Origin of the sequence: Enterococcus sp. S53, from assembly GCF_016516865.1 — a bacterium.
GTDB lineage: Bacteria > Bacillota > Bacilli > Lactobacillales > Enterococcaceae > Enterococcus_D > Enterococcus_D innesii.
In genome coordinates this window covers 203,292-223,840 of the sequence record NZ_JACVUH010000001.1, presented here as the reverse complement: position 1 = coordinate 223,840, position 20,549 = coordinate 203,292, and the positions used below count along the sequence as shown (strand labels likewise).

18 protein-coding genes and 4 pseudogenes are annotated in these 20,549 nt (G+C 37.1%); 16 read left to right on the top strand and 6 right to left on the bottom strand.

From position 1 onward, the window contains the following. Positions 1-94 precede the first annotated feature (94 nt). The 3 genes from IAE45_RS01165 (at position 95) to lepB (ending at position 3,323) form a co-directional block, all read left to right on the top strand. The gene (locus IAE45_RS01165) at positions 95-1,636 is read left to right on the top strand and encodes an ABC transporter permease/substrate-binding protein (RefSeq protein ID WP_200124576.1); all 1,542 of its coding nucleotides are present in this window, start codon (positions 95-97) and stop codon (positions 1,634-1,636) included. Continuing rightward, positions 1,633-2,586, top strand: a complete 954-nt coding sequence (locus IAE45_RS01160) for an ABC transporter ATP-binding protein (protein WP_200124575.1) — start codon at positions 1,633-1,635, stop codon at positions 2,584-2,586. The genes IAE45_RS01165 and IAE45_RS01160 overlap by 4 nt, the downstream gene beginning before the upstream one ends. A gap of 167 nt (positions 2,587-2,753) precedes the next feature. Next, positions 2,754-3,323, top strand: coding sequence for a signal peptidase I (lepB, locus tag IAE45_RS01155; protein ID WP_008380056.1), 570 nt, complete (start codon positions 2,754-2,756; stop codon positions 3,321-3,323). Between the two features lie 56 nt (positions 3,324-3,379). On the opposite strand, the gene IAE45_RS01150 is transcribed toward lepB, so the two are convergent. The 4 genes from IAE45_RS01150 to IAE45_RS01135 form a co-directional block, all read right to left on the bottom strand. Then, positions 3,380-3,565: a hypothetical protein gene (locus tag IAE45_RS01150; protein ID WP_005226019.1), complete on the bottom strand. Its 186-nt coding sequence runs from the start codon at positions 3,563-3,565 to the stop codon at positions 3,380-3,382. A 276-nt stretch (positions 3,566-3,841) separates the two neighbouring features. Beyond that, positions 3,842-4,507: a hypothetical protein gene (locus IAE45_RS01145; RefSeq protein ID WP_200124574.1), complete on the bottom strand. Its 666-nt coding sequence runs from the start codon at positions 4,505-4,507 to the stop codon at positions 3,842-3,844. Continuing rightward, complete coding sequence (locus IAE45_RS01140; protein WP_010748216.1) at positions 4,508-4,993, bottom strand: nucleoside 2-deoxyribosyltransferase; 486 nt, start codon at positions 4,991-4,993, stop codon at positions 4,508-4,510. A gap of 51 nt (positions 4,994-5,044) precedes the next feature. Continuing rightward, positions 5,045-6,259, bottom strand: coding sequence for a GNAT family N-acetyltransferase (locus IAE45_RS01135; protein WP_077454510.1), 1,215 nt, complete (start codon positions 6,257-6,259; stop codon positions 5,045-5,047). A 145-nt stretch (positions 6,260-6,404) separates the two neighbouring features. Here IAE45_RS01135 and lepA point away from each other — a divergent pair, with 145 nt between their 5' ends. From lepA to IAE45_RS01105, 6 genes and pseudogenes are all read left to right on the top strand, one after another. Further along, positions 6,405-8,240: a translation elongation factor 4 gene (gene lepA, locus IAE45_RS01130; protein ID WP_074535928.1), complete on the top strand. Its 1,836-nt coding sequence runs from the start codon at positions 6,405-6,407 to the stop codon at positions 8,238-8,240. A 108-nt stretch (positions 8,241-8,348) separates the two neighbouring features. Next, a complete protein-coding gene (locus tag IAE45_RS01125) occupies positions 8,349-9,260 on the top strand; it encodes a helix-turn-helix domain-containing protein (RefSeq protein WP_200124573.1) in 912 nt (303 codons plus the stop codon). Positions 9,261-9,350: 90 nt separating this feature from the next. Then, positions 9,351-9,737: pseudogene (locus IAE45_RS01120) on the top strand (cell surface protein); the annotation flags it as partial. Then, the gene (locus IAE45_RS01115) at positions 9,733-10,047 is read left to right on the top strand and encodes a type II toxin-antitoxin system RelB/DinJ family antitoxin (RefSeq protein ID WP_200124572.1); all 315 of its coding nucleotides are present in this window, start codon (positions 9,733-9,735) and stop codon (positions 10,045-10,047) included. The pseudogene IAE45_RS01120 and the gene IAE45_RS01115, both read left to right, overlap by 5 nt. 263 nt (positions 10,048-10,310) lie before the next feature. Next, positions 10,311-11,420, top strand: a pseudogene (locus IAE45_RS01110) (FtsK/SpoIIIE domain-containing protein); the annotation flags it as partial. 220 nt (positions 11,421-11,640) lie between these two features. Then, positions 11,641-13,347, top strand: coding sequence for a retron Ec67 family RNA-directed DNA polymerase/endonuclease (locus IAE45_RS01105; RefSeq protein WP_200124571.1), 1,707 nt, complete (start codon positions 11,641-11,643; stop codon positions 13,345-13,347). A 127-nt stretch (positions 13,348-13,474) separates the two neighbouring features. Here the strand turns inward: IAE45_RS01105 and IAE45_RS01100 are convergent. Next, positions 13,475-14,766: pseudogene (locus tag IAE45_RS01100) on the bottom strand (ISL3 family transposase). Between the two features lie 349 nt (positions 14,767-15,115). Between IAE45_RS01100 and IAE45_RS01095 the strand changes: the two are divergent. Then, positions 15,116-15,223: a DUF3789 domain-containing protein gene (locus tag IAE45_RS01095; RefSeq protein WP_200124569.1), complete on the top strand. Its 108-nt coding sequence runs from the start codon at positions 15,116-15,118 to the stop codon at positions 15,221-15,223. A gap of 431 nt (positions 15,224-15,654) precedes the next feature. On the opposite strand, the gene IAE45_RS01090 is transcribed toward IAE45_RS01095, so the two are convergent. Then, positions 15,655-17,136 carry an AAA family ATPase gene (locus IAE45_RS01090; protein WP_200124561.1) on the bottom strand — a complete coding sequence of 494 codons (1,482 nt, stop codon included), beginning with the start codon at positions 17,134-17,136 and terminating at the stop codon, positions 15,655-15,657. Positions 17,137-17,492: 356 nt separating this feature from the next. Here IAE45_RS01090 and IAE45_RS01085 point away from each other — a divergent pair, with 356 nt between their 5' ends. The 6 genes and pseudogenes from IAE45_RS01085 (at position 17,493) to IAE45_RS01060 (ending at position 20,255) form a co-directional block, all read left to right on the top strand. Next, entirely contained in the window at positions 17,493-17,621 is a 129-nt protein-coding gene (locus IAE45_RS01085) for a DUF960 family protein (RefSeq protein WP_233618904.1), read from the top strand. Positions 17,622-17,877: 256 nt separating this feature from the next. Continuing rightward, positions 17,878-18,360: a JAB domain-containing protein gene (locus IAE45_RS01080; RefSeq protein ID WP_200124559.1), complete on the top strand. Its 483-nt coding sequence runs from the start codon at positions 17,878-17,880 to the stop codon at positions 18,358-18,360. Between the two features lie 5 nt (positions 18,361-18,365). Next, on the top strand, positions 18,366-18,494 hold the full coding sequence (locus tag IAE45_RS19155; protein ID WP_267907339.1) for a hypothetical protein: 129 nt from the start codon (positions 18,366-18,368) through the stop codon (positions 18,492-18,494). A 522-nt stretch (positions 18,495-19,016) separates the two neighbouring features. Next, positions 19,017-19,187 carry a hypothetical protein gene (locus IAE45_RS01070; RefSeq protein ID WP_200124555.1) on the top strand — a complete coding sequence of 57 codons (171 nt, stop codon included), beginning with the start codon at positions 19,017-19,019 and terminating at the stop codon, positions 19,185-19,187. A gap of 317 nt (positions 19,188-19,504) precedes the next feature. Next, positions 19,505-19,870 (top strand): annotated as a pseudogene (locus IAE45_RS19335) (recombinase family protein); the annotation flags it as partial. Continuing rightward, on the top strand, positions 19,779-20,255 hold the full coding sequence (locus IAE45_RS01060; RefSeq protein ID WP_200124551.1) for a family 1 glycosylhydrolase: 477 nt from the start codon (positions 19,779-19,781) through the stop codon (positions 20,253-20,255). The pseudogene IAE45_RS19335 and the gene IAE45_RS01060, both read left to right, overlap by 92 nt. Positions 20,256-20,549 lie beyond the last annotated feature (294 nt).

The following is a 20,549-nucleotide window of genomic DNA, read 5'->3' as shown; positions in this document are numbered from 1 at the left end:
CAACATAAGACAAAAAAGTTCCCCTTGCTTGTTGTTTGGAGGAAATTCGCACTTCGATTATACTGTTCTTATGGAGTAGGAGAGGAATGAAAAGATGAATACTTTTTTTGAAACGTTGAATGAGCGAAAAGGGGAATTGCTGACAGCTGTCTTTGAGCATTTGTCATTGTCGATCATTGCGCTGCTGGTCGCGATCGTCATTGCTGTCCCGTTAGCCATTTGGCTGGTTAATCATAAACGGGCAGCGGAAGTCGGCCTACAAATAACGAGTGTGTTACAAACGATTCCATCACTGGCACTGTTAGGTTTATTGATTCCATTCGTGGGGATCGGAACGCCGCCTGCGTTGATCGCACTAGTTATTTATGCGTTATTGCCGATCTTTCAAAATACCTATATTGGCCTTTCGGAGATCGATCCATCAATCGAAGAAGCTGCGGCGGCATTTGGTATGTCTCGGATGCGCCGATTGATCAAAGTCGAGTTGCCGATTGCCTTGCCTGTCATAATTTCGGGGATTCGCACGGCGCTGGTCTTGATCATCGGAACAGCAACTTTAGCCGCTCTGATTGGCGCTGGTGGGCTAGGTTCCTTTATTTTGTTAGGGATCGATCGGAATGCCCCTGAATTAACGCTGATCGGTGCGATCGGGTCTGCTTTACTGGCTATTATTTTCAGTACGTTGATCCGATATCTACAACACCTGAAACCGCGCTATACCTTGATTACGCTGGCAGCCATCATCTTGCTGATTGGCGGCGTTTCTTTTTCACAGAGCGGATTTTTCGCGCCGAAAACCATCACCATCGCAGGGAAACTAGGGTCCGAACCTGATATCTTAATCAACATGTACAAAGAATTGATTGAACAAGAAGACCCTGATGCCCAAGTTGAACTAGAGCCAAATTTCGGAAAGACCTCATTCTTATTCAGTGCATTAGACAATGGCCAAGTTGATATTTATCCGGAGTTTACCGGTACCGTGTTGGAGAGCTTAGTTGAGGTACCAGAAGAGCTTGCGAGTCAAAAACTTGACTCCGACGAAACCTATACCGAAGCAGTCAATCTATTGAAGGATCAGTTTGAGATGACCTTGCTTCAGCCGATGGCGTATCAAAATACCTATGCGTTGGCTGTGAAAAAAGAATTTGCTGAGGAAAATGGACTAACCACGATCTCTGATTTGAAGAAAATCGAAAATCAAATTAAAGCTGGCTTCACCCTCGAATTCATTGATCGGACAGACGGGTATGCGGGGATCCAAGAACGCTATGGGCTAGATTTTCCAAGTGTCCAAAGTATGGAACCAGCATTGCGTTACCAAGCCATCAATAATGGCGATATCAATCTACTGGATGCCTATTCCACGGACAGTGAATTGCGTCAATATGGCTTAGTTATTCTAGAAGACGATCAGGAACTATTTCCACCTTATCAAGGAGCGCCTTTGATGAAAGAAGCCTTTGCTAAGGAACATCCAGAAGTCGTCCGTGCATTGGAAAAGTTGGCAGGGAAAATCACCGAAGAACAAATGAGTGAAATGAATTATCAGGTCAATGTCGAAGGAAAAAATCCAGCAGAAGTCGCGCGTACCTTCCTGATAGATGAAGGATTAATTAAGGAGGGACAAGAATGACACCAATTATTGAATTTAAAAACGTCAGTAAAAAGTTTGATCAAAAACTAGTGATCGATCAATTAGATCTGAGCATCAATAAAGGGGAAATCTTTGTTTTGGTCGGTCCTTCTGGGAGTGGGAAAACGACGACCTTGAAGATGATCAACGCGTTGTCAGAACCAACGGATGGCGATATCTACTTCAAAGAAAAACGGATCAAAGAATACAATATCCAAAAAATGCGTTGGCAAATGGGGTATGTTCTCCAGCAAATCGCCCTGTTTCCGACGATGGATGTCAAACAAAATATCGAAGTGATTCCAGAGATGTTAGGGTGGTCAAAAAAAGATCGCTCAGAAGCCGTGGATCGTTTGCTGACACAGGTCAAACTTGACCCAGAGCAATACCGCCATCGAATGCCTAAAGAGTTGTCAGGAGGAGAACAGCAACGGATCGGGATCTTAAGAGCGTTAGCTGCTAACCCAGAAATTATTCTGATGGACGAACCATTTAGTGCTCTTGATCCAATTTCTCGTAATTCCTTGCAGGAGTTAGTCCTTGATTTGCACCAAGAACTTGGGACGACGATTATTTTTGTCACGCATAACATGAAAGAAGCGGTAAAACTAGGTACGCGAATTGCTGTCATGAATCAAGGGAAGATCGTCCAATGTGATTCACCGGAAGTGATTGTCTCGCAACCAAAAACTGCCTTTGTGAAAAGCTTTTTTGAAGAGACCGGTGAAGACGAAGCAAAACTGGTCACAGCAGGGGATTTGATGCGGATGAACTTTTTCAGCGATGAAGTCAACCCTGGGGCTCCTCAAATCGCTGCATCTACTACTTTAAATGAGTTGTATACCTTATTTGCAACTCATGACACGGTAGTGATTGAAGAAGAGCAGAAACTGGTAGGAAGTCTAAGTCGAAAAGATGTGTTTGCTTTCTTGAGTCGTGATCGAACGTAAAAGGTTCTTTATGGCCACTAGAAATGTCATATTTTTTTAAAAATCGATGATTTCTCTTGCTCAATGTAAAAATTCCACGTAAGATTGAGGAAGATATCTTTTGTTAGAATGCCAGAAACGAGCTTTGATAATGACAAAAGATGCAGTAAAGGAGCGAAAGAGCAGCTATGGTAAAAATCCTAAAAGAGAATTGGTTACTGCTTTTCTTTATCGTCGCCGTGGTTCTCATCCGTCTGTTTGTCCTGACGCCTGTTCAAGTCAGTGGCCATTCTATGGACCCGACTTTGGCCGATAAACAGCGGCTGATTGCATCAAAAATTTCTTCATATGACCGGCAAGACATCGTGATCTGCGTTGAACCAGATGATCCAAGCAAAATCGCTGTCAAGCGGCTGATTGGTTTACCCGGTGATACTATCGAAATGAAAGATGATGTCTTAACAATCAATGGAGAAGTATACGAAGAACCCTATTTAGATGATTTTAAAGAAAAATTTGCGGACGATCAATTACAAGATGAATATTCTTATCGCGAAATGTTTCAGCAAATCGCCGCTGGTGCCGAACACTTTACCGATGATTTCACGGTAACGGTTCCTGAAGGCAGCTATTTTGTGATGGGAGACAATCGTTTGATCTCTCGGGACAGTCGCAGTTTCGGGGTTGTAACAGAAGATCAAATGGAAGGGAAAGTGCTGCTGCGCTTTTGGCCATTGAATCAAATCAAACTTTTCTAACCAAAAAAACATTCTTACCAATGCAGCGAAAACGCCGCAACTGGTAAGAATGTTTTTTAGATCACCCAAGCGACAAAGGCAACCATTGAGAAGAACATTGTCCAAACCGCAATAATAGCTGATGCAATAAAAATAATTTTGATTGATAAAGGTTGGACAAATTTCCGGGCATCTTTAGAGAACGCATAGGTGATCGATGAAAAAATCAAGCAGCATAAAATGAAAAACACTGTTAGGACCATAAGCCTCTCCTTTACTGACGCAATGTCAAATGAATAATGTAATTATAACAGACCAAGGTTTTTTGGGGAAATAAAAATGATTAAACGAGGGAATTTTTTTAGATTGTAAACGTTTTATTAGTTTCTACACACGATAGGAACCCTTGGTATACAGTGAATCAGCAAAAACAAGAGCTACCATTTAAGTATTTTTATAAATTTTTCTTTATCAATAAAAGAACAACAGAAAAAAGCTGGTTGAAAAACGATGCTTTTCAACCGGCTTTTAAAGGTAGACTATGATAATTTCCGAATCCGATAACTTTCAAAGTAATCAGGTTTGCCTCGTCCTTGTACGTAAGCGAACACGCCCATTAGAGCAGCACCAATCGTGTTGGTCAGTAAATCGCCCATCGTATCCATCAATGCTTCACGGCCGATAAACGGTGTGCCATCTAAAGTTGCATAACGTTGGAGATTCATTCCACCAACGGAATCGCAGATGAATTCCCAAAACTCCCAGAAAACACCACATAAGCCAGCAAAAGCAAAGCCCATTAATAAAAATAACCATGGAGAAACTTTTGAAACGGGGACTTCTTTTAGTAAGAGACAGATCAATCCATAGCCAACAGCCGTCAAGACCATAGGACTCACCGCATGTAGAATTTTATCCCAGAAAGCAATGGTTTCAATCAAATGCAGAATTGTCCCCATAAATACAGAGATCAGCAAGAAAAACCAATAAAAGTAGACGGTGGCATTTGGTAGCTGGATTTTTAAGAACTTTTTACTCATTTCTGGGACGAAAATCAATAAAATCCCAAGCAATGCTTGACCTAAGAAAATCAATCCTTGTGTTTGCGGATAGACCCCACGGAAAAATTCCCACAAAGAAAAACAAAACACGAGAATACCAAAAATAGTGAATACCTTTTGCAGTCGCTGATAAGTTTGTCCCATTTAGTTGTCCTCCGAAAGATAGTCGGCTAAGCCAGCTAAAAGGGCTGCTTCAGAGGAATAAATCTCACCATTTAGTTTGATCAAACCCACCGTATAAAGATTGACATAGTGGAATTGGTTTTCCGCAACGGTTTGTAATGCTGCCAGCTTTTGCTGATTGTCGGCTCCTTGTTGGCGACTATCTGTATAAAGCCCTAAAACAGGAATGCCTTTTGCATAGGCGACACCGATCTCAGAGGCAACCCCAGCATCGATGGTCAAACCATCCAGTAATGCGATCATCAAATCACTTTCCAGTACTTTTTCGGTATCTGCCAAAGCGATCATTTTGCTATCCGCATAGGCGGATTTATCATTGATCGCGGCATTTTCTTGAGGTAAATAAATCTCCAGCTGCGGATACTGCTGGCGAATCGACGCAACAAGTTCGGCGTTGTAGCGCAGGTCACTAGCAGCAAACAGGGGAGCAGCAAAATATAGTTTCATTCAAAAACACTCCTTAATCATTCATAGTTGTATGTTTTGTTGAATTGTTGTTTAGAAATAATCGCTGAAATAGGCTTCCATATCAGGGATGATCGATTCCAGTAATGCCAGTGTTTCTGAATCGGTATTTAGCCGTTCCACACGCTCTAAGTAAGCCGGACGGCGGTAATTCATCAACAGACACGACAATGTCTGAATATCCAGCTGGACCGCTTTTCCGGTAGCTTCTCTTGAAACTACGATCTCTCCGTGATTGTATTGGACACCAAAGATTCCGTTGTTCCAATCGGCAACTGGGTCGGATACAACAAAGTGAAAAGGTGTTTGGAAGGCTTCAAATGGGAAGTTTTTCAAAAACTGTTCTACATCGACGATCCGCGCCATGTAATAAGGCTCGATGGTTTCTTTGATTTGACTATCATCCAAGTAGAAGGACAGAGGTTCATTTGAATAAATGTCTCCTTTGACCCAATAAACCATTGAGAAATGAGCAGAGATAAAATTCCAAAGACCATTGCGGGCTTCTTGATTCAAGTAGAACATTTCCTTTACGTGGAAGACTTCTTCGGCTACCCAATAAAAAAGTACACCAGTCGGATGACCGCTGGCATTGTAATAGACAGCCGCGGTGCGCTCTTCTTCATTTTCATAGCGCCAATACTCTTCCCAGTGAAAAGAGGTCCGCTGCAAGGCACCATGGTTGTCGCGGGAGAATTGGTTGTAGACAGTAAAGACATCAGGGTCATCCACTTCTTTGCGCTCTACGATCCCAGGGACTTCTTTGGTTTTCGGAAGTTGGGTATCACGAATTTTGAAGGTCAGCTTGTCGGACATAATCTCCCAGCCTTTGCGACGATAGTAGGGCACATTGTATGGATAAAGATAGGAGATCCATTGCTGATCTTCCCGCATGGTTTCTAAGGCAAGCTTGATCAGGTCTTTCATCAGGCCATGTCCGGCATACTCAGGGTAGGTCCCAACACCGGTCACTCCGCCCATTTTGATCAATTTGCCGTGTATATTGACTTCACAAGGATAAACGGCGATTTGCGAGATCAACTTGTCTTCATTGAACCAGCCAAAGACCTTGGAAAGTTCTAAGATCGGGCGCTTAGATTTGATCATTTCCCGTTTGCTCTCATAGCCGCTTTCTTCAATATCCGATTCAGTGATCTGAAAAACGTAGCTTAACAGTTCATTGAACTGATCAACGTCTTTTTCATCCACCGCTCGAATATGTAGATTTTGATGAAAATTATTGTCCATTCTTTCAACTCCAATTTATTTGCTAGCTCTAGTATAGCAAAACCTGAATGAATATGTCTAAATAACGGTTAAGAAAAATACTTTAACTATTGGCGTTTCGTTGGTATAATAGAAAAGCTGACTAAAAGAAATGAGGAACGTATCCATGAACATAGAAGAAATGAAAAAACGACAGGAGAAGATTCGTAATTTCTCCATTATCGCCCATATCGACCATGGGAAATCAACATTGGCGGACCGTATTTTGGAACAAACCCATACAGTGACGTCACGGGAAATGCAAAACCAATTATTAGACTCCATGGATCTTGAACGTGAACGAGGAATCACGATCAAATTAAATGCCGTGGAACTTAACTATACCGCCAAAGACGGAGAAACCTACATCTTCCATTTGATCGACACTCCAGGGCACGTCGATTTCACCTATGAAGTGTCCCGCAGTTTGGCCGCTTGTGAAGGCGCCGTGCTCGTCGTTGATGCGGCTCAAGGGATCGAAGCACAGACATTGGCAAACGTCTACTTGGCGTTAGACAATGATTTAGAGATCCTACCAGTCATTAATAAAATAGACTTGCCAGCTGCCGATCCTGAGCGAGTACGAACAGAGATCGAAGATGTGATCGGTATCGATGCTAGTGAAGCTGTTTTAGCGAGTGCCAAAGCAGGTATTGGGATCGAAGACATTTTGGAACAAATCGTTGAGTATGTCCCAGCTCCAGCAGGTGATATTGAAGCACCGTTAAAAGCGTTGATTTTTGACTCCGTGTACGATTCCTATCGTGGGGTGGTCTTAAACGTCCGCATCATGGACGGGATGGTCAAACCAGGTGACAAGATCAAAATGATGAGTAATGGCAAGACCTTTGATGTCACAGAAGTCGGCGTCTTTTCACCCAAAGCCATTCAACGAGATGCGTTGATGGTGGGCGATGTTGGGTATATCACTGCTGCCATCAAGACTGTTAAAGATACCCAAGTCGGGGATACGGTGACTTTAGCCAACAATCCAGCAGAAGAAGCCTTAGCCGGTTATCGTCAAATGAATCCGATGGTTTATTGCGGATTGTACCCAATCGATACCTCACGTTACAACGACCTTCGAGAAGCATTGGAAAAATTACAATTGAATGATGCAGCATTGCAATTTGAACCAGAAACCTCTCAAGCATTAGGATTTGGGTTCCGTTGCGGCTTCTTGGGCCTATTACACATGGATGTCGTGCAAGAACGGCTAGAACGTGAATTTAACCTTGAGTTGATTACGACTGCACCATCCGTAATCTATCACGTCAACAAGACAGATGGCTCAATGGTCGTCGTTGATAACCCAGCAGAATTTCCTGAACCAGTCACGATCGACAACGTACAAGAGCCTTACGTCAAAGCACAAATCATGGTGCCTAATGATTACGTCGGTGCAGTAATGGAATTGTCCCAACGCAAACGGGGAGACTTTGTCACGATGGATTACTTGGATGATTATCGCGTAAACGTCGTTTATGAGATCCCATTATCGGAAATCGTCTTTGACTTCTTTGATAAATTAAAATCCAGCACCAAAGGGTATGCATCACTCGATTACGAAATGTCTGGTTACCGCACTAGCAAGCTAGTGAAGATGGACATCTTGCTGAATACTGAAAAAGTCGATGCGTTAAGCTTTATCGTTCACCGTGACTTTGCCTATGAACGCGGCAAAGCCATCGTTGAAAAACTGAAAAAACTAATCCCACGACAACAATTTGAAGTACCGATCCAAGCAGCCATCGGACAAAAAATCGTTGCCCGTTCCGACATCAAAGCCTTGCGTAAGAACGTATTGGCGAAATGTTATGGCGGTGACGTTTCTCGGAAACGCAAACTTCTGGAGAAACAAAAAGAAGGGAAGAAGCGGATGAAACAAATCGGCTCCGTCGAAGTACCGCAAGAAGCCTTCATGGCAGTTCTGAAGATGGATGAGGATGAACCGAAGAAATAGATTGTTTTAAATTGAAAATCCTATTAAATCACACTTTCCGTGTGGCGGTAAAGTGTGATTTAACCGTCAGCGTATGATGAAAGCATCTCATTAGGAGGTGCTTTTTTCATGTCTGAAAACCCAAGTGGTGATTTACTTAAATCTTTAAGGGAAGAACGGAAGTTATCTCAAAAGAATTTGGCTGATTTAGCAGGTTTATCACAAAGTACTTTAGTAAGTCATGAAAATGGAACAAGAAAAATCTCGAAGGATATTGATACTGTTTTAAGTGAGATTTTCAATGTAGATACACTTTGGGGTGATCAATCTGACTTAGTAACAACTACAGTAAATCGATTGTTGTCTTTCAAAGAAAATTGCAATTTACCAAGTAAGCAGTTAGTGCAAAGTATTGAAATTGATGCACCTTTGATGAGTCGTATATTGAGCGATAGTCGAAAGCCATCGAAGGATGTACAGCAAAAAATTGCAGTGTTGCTATCTAACGATGGGAAAGAAATTTTGATGAATATAAAACAAGATGATGGTTTATTTAAATTACCCATCGTCGATAAAATAGCGATGGGTAAACGAATCCAAGAGATTCGGAAAAATCGAGGTGAGACACTGGAGAAATTTGGTAAGTACTTTACTCGACCAGTTGGTAAGAATGTTGTGAATAGATGGGAAAAGGGTACGAACATTCCTGATATTGAAAGATTGATGAATTTAGCTAACTTGGGTAAAGTGACGGTCCCTTATATTTTAGATGGAGATACTTTTAGTAAGATGTTGAAAAGTGGATATAAGATTAATCAATTTGAAAAGTTGGATCCTTTCCGAATGGGACTAAGATTCAGGAAGATTCGAAGGGATTATCATTTAGAAAGAGAAGACTTTGGAAAGTTTTTTTCACCTCCTATTACAAAATGGTCGATGGACAGATACGAGAATGGAAAAGATATCCCAAATACGGATCGTATTATTCAGTATGCCTATATAGGAAAAGTCTCTTTGGAGTTTTTGGTATACGGTATCTGATAATTTTTGAAAAGAATAGTTTTAACATTTGAGGCATTCATAAATGGATGTCTCTTTTTTTATATCCAATTTTGAAAGGAGAATCATTTTATGAAAAAGCCGAGATTTATAAATTTACGATTGTTCGCGGCTTTAGCTTTGTTAGGTCAAACAGTTAGTGGATTAATAGGCCCTGCGATTGTTCTTGCTGATGAGATTATTCAACCTCAAGAGGTAACAATTCATTATGACGTAAGTAAACTTTATGAAGTTGATGGAACCTTTAGTGATGGTAGAACACTCTCAGAACGTACTACGTCATTATATGCAGAATATAATGGTTCAAAACAAACAGTATTTTGTATTGAACCAGGTATTAGTATTCCAACAGAAGTTACTTCAGGTTATGAAAAAAATCCATTACCTTCAATGTCTGAAAAAGCTAAGCTAGTTTCCATTCTTTGGAAAAAGGCAGGAACAGATATGGACACCAATGTTAGATGAGGATAAGTTTGTATGTCTTTTACAAGAAGCACTTGAAGCAAAATCAGAAGAAAAAGTACTTCAATGGTTAGCTGATGTAGAAAAATCAGATGCATTTTTTATGTTAATTGAGATGGATGAGACAATTTGTCATGAAGCGGAGGCAGTTTTAGAAGCGCTCGAAATCGAGATGACAACAGCTATTCAGTATTTTTTAACTGAGATTGTTCGACAAAAGAAATTACCTGTATATGCAAAAGATACTGATACGATTATGGTTCCAGTCCAACTTTTTATTCCATTGAAAAGCTTGGCTCGATTTTAATTGTTGATGCGGTTATTTCACTATAAGGGATATCGAATTCGAACGAAGGATCAACACTTAGTGTATCATTTTGCACTTCGATGGTTGTTATTCTTTTTCTTAACGTGCCCGCTCCTTTTTAATTAAAACCATTGTGGGAACTGAGACAATCCAATTTTGCATTGTCTCAGTTTCCGGTTAAATGGTCAACAAGAGAATCATTTACTGTTTTAAGTAGTGCGTTTTTAACAGGTACGGTTGCTTGGCTTTATTCTCGTTATGCACCTGATCACTGGCGAAGTTTGTGGCATCGTCAAAAAATAGCACGGATGATTCTAGAAAATCATTGGTATGAAGTGACACAAACACAGACCGAAGGATTTTTTAAAGACTTAAAAAGTAGTCAAAAAAAGGAACGAATCACTTATTTTCCTAAAATATACTATCAGATGAAAAGAGGATTATTGTCGATTCGTGTTGAAATTTCTTTAGGAAACTATCAAGAACAGTTACTCAAACTCGAAAAAAAATTAGAAAGTGGCTTGTACTGTGAATTAGTAGAGAAAGAACTAAAGGAATCTTATGTAGAATACACACTTCTTTATAATATGATTGAAAACCGAATAGGTATTGATGAAGTCGTGGCAGAAAAAGGCGAATTACGCTTAATGAAAAATTTGGTATGGGCATATGATACCTTACCCCATATGTTGGTTGCTGGTGGGACTGGTGGGGGCAAAACGTATTTTTTGTTAACGATTATTGAAGCTCTATGAAAATCAAAAGCGGAACTTTATATTCTAGATCCTAAAAATGCAGATTTGGCAGATCTTTCAACCGTGATGCCTCATGTTTATTCGCAGAAAGAAGACATTTCAGCTTGTGTGGAAAATTTCTATGAACGCATGATGACACGAAGTCAAGAAATGAAAGAGCAGCCCCATTACAAAATAGGAGAAAACTATGCATATTTAGGATTAGCACCCAATTTTTTAATTTTTGATGAGTATGTAGCTTTTATGGAAATGTTGACGAGTAAGGAAAGTGCAGGAATTATCAATAAATTTAAACAAATCGTGATGTTAGGCAGGTAAGCGGGCTTTTTCTTGATTCTAGCTTGTCAAAGACCAGATGCAAAATATCTTGGAGATGGCATTCGGGACCAGTTTAATTTTCGAGTAGCATTAGGTCGAATGAGTGAACTTGGTTACTCCATGATGTTTGGGGAGGTCGATAAAAACTTCTTCATGAAGAAAATCAAAGGAAGAGGATATGTAGATACAGGAAGTAGTGTGATTAGTGAGTTTTACACGCCTTTAGTTCCGAAGGGGTATGATTTTTTGGAAAAAATTAGAAAGCTAACAGAAGAGGTCAACATGAGAAATTTAAAATGATGAAAATTTTATGTTCATAAAGTATGATTTTTCCGATATAATACTCGTATAATGACATGTGGCTAGATTTTTTGGCTTGTGATTCGCAAGTCTTGACTAAAATGGTGGGCAGATTTGCTGGCTTATCAACTTACCGGTTAGACTCTTTGTGTAATTGTATTAAGGAGTTTATGCTATTTCGCGTAATGAGTAGCCACATGTTTGATTTGGAGAGTAAATGATGGGAAAATTAAACGAAATAAACAATCGAAGTGATTTTGCAAACTTAATCAATGTACCAATTCAGAAGCTTACCTTTATTCTCTATAAGAAAAAGGTAGAAAATCTGTACTCTTCCTTTTCGATCCCAAAGAAAAGCGGTGGGTATAGAAGAATTTATTCACCACACGAAGATTTACTCGATATACAAAAGAAAATTGCAAGACTATTAGCTACACAAAAAAATGTATTTCAAGAGGAAAACAGAATCAAGTTAAATATTTCTCATGGATTTGAAAAAAATAAGAGCATTATAACAAATGCTAAAATTCATCGAAATAAACGTTTTGTTTTTAATGTTGATTTAGAAAATTTTTTTGAAAGTTTTCATTTTGGTCGAGTGAAAGGCTATTTTGAAAAGAATAAAAACTTCCAGCTACCTACGGAAGTTGCGGTTATATTAGCTCAGTTATGTTGTTACCAAGGGGTCTTACCTCAAGGCGCACCTACTTCACCAATAATAACCAATCTTATATGTAACATTTTAGATTTAAGATTACTAAAGCTTGCAAAAAAATATAGATTGGATTATACGAGATATGCGGATGATTTGACTTTTTCTACAAATGACAGACACTTTTTAGATTTGAAAAGTGCTTTTTATTATGAATTAAATGGAGAAATTAAAAAAGCTGGTTTTAAATTAAATGAGAAAAAAAGCAATTTTCAGTATAAAGATTCTCGACAAATGGTTACTGGATTAGTAGTCAATAAGATGATTAATGTGGACCGAAATTTCTATAAAGAAACTAGAGCCATGGCTCATAGGCTTTATCAAACTGGCAGCTTTACAATTGATAATGAAGAAGCGGATATCAAACAATTAGAGGGTAGATTTGCGTTTATCAATCAAATACAGTGGTATAACAATAGGATTGATAATGAAAAGCATAACTTTAGATCTCTGAATACGAAGGAAAAGCAATATCAAGCTTTATTGTTTTATAAATATTTTTTTGCCAATAACAAACCTTTAATTATAACTGAAGGGAAAACTGATATTAAGTACCTTAAATCAGCACTCAAGAAATATTATAATGAGTATCCGGAATTAGTTACAAAAGATGAAAAAAATAATTATGATTTTAAGATAAGCTTTTTAAGAAGAAGCAAAAGATTGCGTTACTTTTTTGATCTTTCTTTAGATGGTGCAGATACGTTGACTGATTTTTACAAACGCTTTATGTCTAACTCTTATCCTGAAAAGGGGGCAATTAACTATTTGATGCATTTTAAGAAAATGAGTGAAAATAAGCCAAAAAATCCAGTCATCTGGATTTTTGATAATGAAATAGCTAATAAAGACAAGCCGATTTGTAAATTTATAAATGGTGTAAAATTGACAGAATATAAAAAAGAATGTCTGAAAAGCAGTCAACAAACACTATTACATGATAATTTATTTTTGTTAACTAATCCACTTTCTAATGGAGCAGAAGAATGTGAAATAGAAGATCTATTTAGCGAAGATGTCCTAAAAAAGGAAATTAATGGAAAAACGTTCTGCAGAGATAAAAAAGTGGATCCAGAAAAATATTATGGGAAAGAAATTTTTTCAAATTTTATTGTTAATGAATATGAGAGAATTGATTTTGAAAATTTTAAACCCATGTTAGATAACTTGACTTTAATTGTACGAAATTATAGATCAGATTCTGTAATTCCTTGAATAATAATGATATTTCGGATGAAGAGTATATTTTTTATGATGAATTAAGCGTGAATAAAATTTTATAGGCTCTTCGACATTTAGTGTTGGTAGAGAAAGATACAACTGAAAATTTAGTTATAACCAGTTAGGCAGATTGCTTAACTGGTTTTTGTTTTACTTGGAAGATCAAGCCTTGAATGAGATAAATTCCTGCTCGAAAGTTGTGGAAATTTCGATAGCCGTAGGCTACTCGTTTTATCACTTTTATCTTGTTGTTTGTTCCTTCTAATGCACCATTACTATACCTGGTTTTTAAAGCATATTGAATCCCTAATTTGTATTTATTTAAAAACGTCAGTTTCTTACAAAACCATTGTGGGAGGCATTGATCTAAGCTGTTGATCGTATCGAAAAAGCTTTGGCTGTCCTTGTTGTTTAAAGTGATAGAGGAGGAGCTGACAAGTCTCGTAAGCCCTTGTTAATTGCTCGTCATAGCTCAAAAGTTCATCGACGATCGCTTTTTGCGTCATTGGTCTACGAAAGGATCGATCATATTGATAATTGGAACTATCCAGATCATAGGCATGCTTAAGGAGTAATTTCCAGAATCGCTTCAAACGTCGATACTTTGTCGGTTCCGTTTTTTTTAAGCTGTTCATTGTTTTAATTCGCAACTGGTTTAACGCACGAGTGATTTGTTGGGCAATGTGAAAGCGATCAGTCACGATTTTTGCGTTTGGGAAGACCGCCTTTACAAGTTCAAAATAAGGGGCATTCATATCCATCACGACGTATTTCACGTTCGCTCGTGCTTTTCGAGTGAATTTAAGGAAATAGGGTTTTAAGAAAGCCAGGCGACGATTCTCCAATACACCGATTAATTGCTGGGTCTGCCCATTCATAAAAACAAAACTCATTTTTCCACTGCAGGACTTCATCGATTTGAACTCATCAAAACAAAGGACCGAAGGTAACGTATCAAAACGAGGATGATACGTTTTTAAACAGGTTTTCAGGACACGCAGAACGGTTACGTCAGAGACAAAATAGCGATCGGCAATTTCTTTTCTTGTTGTATTCTTCGCCAGCTCCAAGGCAATTTGAACCTTTAATTCCTTTGAAAGAATCCACCAAATTTGTCTGAGCGTTGAATGTCGACTGACATTCCTTACAGTAAAAGCGCGTACGTACCAAGCGTAATTCTGTTTTTGTTGCTCGATAAGGCAAAAGTTGGACTTTTGTTTTGTGTGAGCCATTCTTGATGATTTGTCCTTCATTTTTGATGCCACATTTACGACAATGACTTGGTATATAGCTAAGTTTGGCATGGATAAGATTGGTGCGGAACCCCTCTTCTTCTTTAGTATCTAACCATTCTTCTTCGAAGAATAAATTTTCATCTGTTAAACCTAATAATTTTCTAGTACAATGATCCATGGAGATATCCTTTCTTGGTGTGGTTTTGTTCTAGACGACTAAATTCTACCAGTTAGGCTATCTCTTTTGCTATCTTTTTTTACAAAAAAAGTGTCAGTAGAAAATCCGTAGATTTTCCACCAACACTAAATATTGTAGAACCACTATTTTTAGCATTGAAAAATTTTGAGATCCGAAAATAATTTATTTTTGAAACATCAGTTCATATTGTGTGTAATTAGTTTTTATGAAAGGTAGGTCTATTTAAGTTGACCTATCTTTCTTTGATGAAAGTAATGATCATTTTATGTAAATTACGTTTTATGACTATAGTTCAACTGAAGAGATTTGAAAGGGAAGAGGTCTTATTATGTTACTATTTTTATTAGGGGTATTTTTAGGTGGCTTATTAGGAGTAATTATAATGAGTTGTTTAGCTACTGGAAAATATGATGATATAACTTCTGGAAGGGAATAGCTTTGACGTAGATATATGTGGCTAAATAAATATTACTTAGATTTGTTTCACTATCATTGTGGTGACACGATAAGACTTTGTTAACAATACTCATTACTACTGCTATCTATATGGAATGGCAATACTTTTTTTGACAAAAACTATAAGTTTTCTTGGATTACTTTTGAAAATAGGTACTTTCGGATATGATTCAAAAGAAGTCTTTTTAGATAAATCAAAAAGCTATTTCGGATTAGGTGAGACGAGCCGTATCATAAATAGGGATATTTAAACTAAGTAAATAATTATTAAAATTTAGAAAAGATTTTTTAGTCATTTTCTACAAGAATTAATAATAAACATTAAATTGAAAAGAATGATAAATATTAACTTAAATACCCCTGCAATATGAATAAGTAAATGTACTGCAGGGTCATTGAAGGTAAGAGCTATTAGATTTCTGTGATTAATTTAATCGTTCTTTCTACATAATTTACAACTTCATTGAAATTTAAAGGATATTCTAGATATCCAGGATTTGAATGGTGAAACTTTTTTGAAAAGTCATTAATAGACTCTATTTCAGGTAAACTTTTTTTTAAACGATAAAAGGGTTCTCCCTTCTGTGAGTCCCTGATCATTTCAATGATATTACCTAGCCACTGGTTTGAGGATACCAAATTAAAATATTTGATTCTAAATATACCTTCTAGGCTAGGTCGAATTGTCCTACAAACAAAAAGTAATTCCGTTTCGTTATCTTCACCATGAACTAAAAAATCATGTAGGAAGGTAATGTCTTTAATTAACCCCGTCATGCTTTCCTTTTCAAGAACAATGGAAGATATTCGAGTTCCTTGAGTTGTTTTCTTTAATTTTAAGCAAACACATTCACTATTGATTTTTTTATATAAATCGTTTTGAAATTGTATATCATGTGATAAAACAAATAATTGTTTTACCTTTTCAGATAAATTTGCTATTTCATTGATAGTGATCTGTTTTCTATGTGCATCGAAACTAGTGAAAGGATCATCAATTACAACTATTCTATTATCTAAATTCGGTAGCAAATTGAGTTTTGCTATGAAAAATGAAAGGGCTAAAGAGTTCTTATCCCCTTCACTTAAGGAGTATTTTAATGAAGTTTCAGATCGATCATTAATTGAAATAGGATGATTATTTACAATAATTTCATAAACAAGTTTTTTAAGCAGTCCATATTTTGATTTATATACTGGTTTAATATTACTTATACTAAGATACGGGGCAAAGGAAGTGAGTAATTTGTTAATTTGACTCATATACTTTTGAATAGCTATTTCTGTTCTTTTTTTTCTTTTTTCCATGTGTACATTAATTTCGTCTATTTTGTTATTTATTTCTAATTGCAGAGAATCCATGGACGTTTGTAGTTCTGAGATATTTTTTGCAGAATCTTTTGCTTTTATCCGTTTGTTTCTTCTGTTTCTATAGTTATGTCGTTTTTGTCTTAGTTTAGTAATTTGTTTATTTAAATTAGCAATACGTCTTATATTGTCCTTCAAATCATCAAAAACTATAGCTTCTAAAAAACTAATGTCACCTGCATCTGTAACATCTATAGAATAAACATTATTCTCTAAATATAGACTGTTAAAAACTTCAACATCAAGTTGTTTGTTCCATGTGCCATTTTTATAACTTATCTCTTTATTTATATCATCGATAAAAATAATTTTTGGGTTTTCTTTAGCTCCATATTTTTTTTTCTTTTTTATAAGGTATTCTTTATTGTTTAAGGATTCCAATAAGATGGAAAAACTAGTTTTTCCACTCCCATTAGGAGCAAATATTAGATTGTTTTTTTTTAAGCAGCCATCCCAATCATGCCTGTCATAAAGAGAAGGACTAAAATTAGCGTAATTGCTTAAAGTTATTATTTTATGGATCATTTATTAAACAAACCTTCCTTTTTGATAACTGTCGTTACTTTAATGCTTGCTTAAATGCTAGTTGTCTGAAGAGGAGTAGTTGTGATTCAACAAGTGATAACTTCCAACTAATAGAATTATGTTATCATAAGGTTGATGTTGATTCAATCGGAGTTCAGGTAATGTTTTGATAAATTACATTAAATAATAATTATCGTTTTTGAAAGTGTTGGTATTTATGTTAAAACCCAAATTCTTGGAGAGCGGTATATCTATTTAAATTATATAACTTGAAAAATAAATATATATTATTACTATGAAGCTCAATCATCTTAATTGATGATTGGGCTATTTTTGTGGTAAAGGAGGATTATACAATGTTCGATACACAAGAAAATCGCTACATCACGAAGGTAGTGAGCGAACAAGTACCAAAGGAAATACAGCTACGTTGTTTTCAGTTGATTGATGAGAAGGTGAAACAAGAGGATGTTCAGTTAGATTAACTACAGATATTCGAGTTCAATCGTGATGATCAACGGAGAACGATCACAATTACTCATCGATAAGAAGAGCCATTCTTCATTGATTATTATGAATGCCGAATATCAAACGACTTAGCGAAGAACTTTTGACGAAAGAAGATTTGGGTGATTGATGATCAGACCCATCAGACGATGTTGTTACCAGAAGTGTATTGATCGCAGATAGTAAGCGCACAAGTAAGAAATTTCCAAAATTAATCGAAAGAAGGTATTGACAATGACAAACCAACAAGTGAAATCTGAACCCAAAAAACGTGTGAATGTCGTTTCTTTGCAGTTAGTAAAGGAGTCATCAGTATTGTATGCAGGAAGAAAATGCAATAGCCCACAAGCGTTGTACCAGTTATTTTCTCCCTTTATAGAGCATAAAGATAGAGAATTTTTAGTGATGGCGGGGCTTTCTCAAAAGTTAGAACCAACCATTATTCAGACGATTCACATTAGCACGATCAATCAATCGTTAGCTTACCCAAGAGATATCTTGAAAGCTGCATTGTTATCTAATAGCGTGTCAATTTGCATCGCACATAATCACCCTTCAGGAGACGTAACTGCCTCATTATCTGACATTCAACTTACCGCTCGTTTAGAAAAAGCTGCTAAGTTACTACAGATCAAATTACAAGATCATATCATCATTGGTTCAGGTGGAGAGTACTTATCGATGAGAGCTGAAGGACATATTAAAGAGGACGAATAACCCTAATGACTGATATTGGTCATTGGGGTTTTCTTTTTGCAGAGAGAGGACGGATCGAAATGTTACATCAAGCAATCAACATACTCAAAGAAAAAACGGGGATTGAAACAACTGAAAAGGCCTGGGGCTTTTAATCGGTTACTGCTGAACGTGAAGAATTGGATCCAGCAATTATTCAGATGAACAAAACGAAGTTACTAGCATTAGTAATGCCTCATTTGTACGTATACGTAGATCAAGAATCTGGCAAGGATTATGTGGTGTACTTCTTGACGGATATAAACAGTGAGCGCGAAATTACTCGTGGGTTATTAATAGAAGGAAAGCTTCATTGGTATTCAAATGGTGAGTCTTATGATTAGCCCTGAAATATGGAAAACGATAGCTGAATGCCTACAGGACATCCTATTGGCGTTAGAGAAAAATGAAAGGATCGGTGACAACGATGAAGTGGTTCAGATTGATTGCGAAGATTGCAACAGCAGTGATTGTGACATTGATTAATGCGCAAATAATTTAATTAAAGGAGAGAATCATATGATTAAGAAAGAAGTAATCACCATGCAATCAGAGTCATGGTTTAGTGAAGACAGACAATGCATTTAACAGGTTTTCCAGTATCAAGTAATCAAAATAACTGTAAAGGTGGTAATTAAATGAAAAAAACAAATGATCAAAAAGTTTACGAGTATGTGTATAGGGTATACGGGGACGATCCCTTCACTACAGAGCAGATTTACAATTCAGCAGATGTTATCGGTGATAACCCAGCAAGCATAGGTGCAGCACTAAATAGCCTAAAGAAAAAAGGATTGCTAATCAACTAGGGTGAACGCAAAACAGAAAATAGCCATCATCTTCCACTAGATGAGGAGTATACTCAACAGTTTGAACCTTTGGCAAAGGAATTAGCCAAGGGTCTGATGTACTATTTACAACCATAGAACACACGTGAAAAGGGGGACAGATCGTCCTCTTTTTTCATTAGGGAGGACCCAAGATGAACGTGGCCTACTGCAGAAACTCTGTTTGGAAAGAAGAAAAAGTGTCTTTACAGTCTCAGAAAGACCTGTGCGAAACAGAAGCAAAAAAGTCCAACTTGATCATTCCAAAGGAGAATTTCTTATTGTAAAAAGGACAATCTGCACGAAAATTGAATCGTCCACAAATGAAGGTATTACTAGACTGGATTCGCTCAGATGTACTGGATCATGGTCATTTGTTCGTTCCTAGTTACGATCGACTGATCAGAGAAATAACTGACTTAAACTATGTACTCAATCTATTTGATCAACATGCTATTACCGTTCATTCAGTGAAAGAAAAAATCCCTGCTACAATGTCACGCTCAACACGTACATTCTATATCTATTCGCTAGGTGCAGTGGCCCAAGCACATTTAGAGACGAGCCGGCAACATGCCTTATCCTGGTATCAAGGTTGGTATGATGTATGGAGGAATATTCTCATATCCTCATACATGCAAACCAGAAGATGTAATGGCTTATGAAAAAGACATGGACAGGTATTTATATTTTCCAAATACAATGTGCAGAGGTTATTATGACAATAAAGCAAAGATGTTTTGGAAGAACAACGGAATTCAGATAGATATTGCAGATGAGGATGAAAAGATTTTACTTCAAGGAAAGGTTGATTACATTGCTTTTTCTTATTATATGACAATGTGTTCCTCTGCAAGCATAGAAGTAAAAATGAATCTGGTGGGAAGTTCTATCGATGGTGCAGACAATCCTTATTTATTAAAAACGGATTGGGATCTATCTATAGATCCTACAGGTCTGAGATATGCTTTAAATGTACTATACGATCGGTATCAACTACCATACGATTACTCATCACCAAAAGGAACTTTTCTTTCAATACTCCTATAATTTACAAATACCATAATAATAAAATTTCCTTAAAAAGTATCTTTCTTTTAAAGAGAGTTGCTTTTTTGTGCTCTCAATTGTCTTTATTAGTGTAAAGAAAATGACCTTTGAAAACTAAATACAAAATCTATCAGTACTTTCCATTTGCAGGGAGCATTTCTTAATTACGTCATGATGAATTATCGGAGCGAAAAATAATTAAGGTAAGAATTGTCAAATTTGAGCCATGATCTGCAAATGTAATAATGATACTTCCGTAACTAAACTGGCTCGCCATTACTGGGGAGAGGTGAG